Source organism: Leucobacter sp. M11, assembly GCF_035726885.1.
Classification (GTDB): Bacteria; Actinomycetota; Actinomycetes; order Actinomycetales; family Microbacteriaceae; genus JAPFRB01.
In genome coordinates this window covers 327,663-328,023 of the sequence record NZ_JAPFRB010000001.1, presented here as the reverse complement: position 1 = coordinate 328,023, position 361 = coordinate 327,663, and the positions used below count along the sequence as shown (strand labels likewise).

The following is a 361-nucleotide window of genomic DNA, read 5'->3' as shown; positions in this document are numbered from 1 at the left end:
CGAACTCGACGCCGAACGCGAAGCACGCGGCGGGCGGCACGTGATCCTCAGCCACTGCTTCGCCGTCACCCCCGCCACCAGCGACCAGCCCACAGACCCCACGCCCACGCTCGACCCGGAACGCGAAAACGCCGCGCTCGCCCGAGACCTCACCCAGGGCGGCCTCGACTATGTCCCCGCCGACCTCTTCGCCGGCTTCGACTACGCCGCCCTCGGCCACATCCACGGCCGCGCCACCCTCGCCCCGAACGTCCGATACAGCGGCGCCCCACTCCACCTCAGCTTCGCCGAGGCCGACAAACCCCGCGGCAGCTGGCTCATCGACCTCGGCGCCCCCGGCACCGCCCCCGACATCACCTGG

General features: G+C 72.9%; 1 protein-coding gene. It reads left to right on the top strand.

Annotated features, from left to right (window positions below; all coding sequences use genetic code 11):
- A partial coding sequence (locus OOT08_RS01615; RefSeq protein ID WP_442916150.1) for a metallophosphoesterase family protein occupies nt 1–361 on the top strand: 361 nt, incomplete at both ends.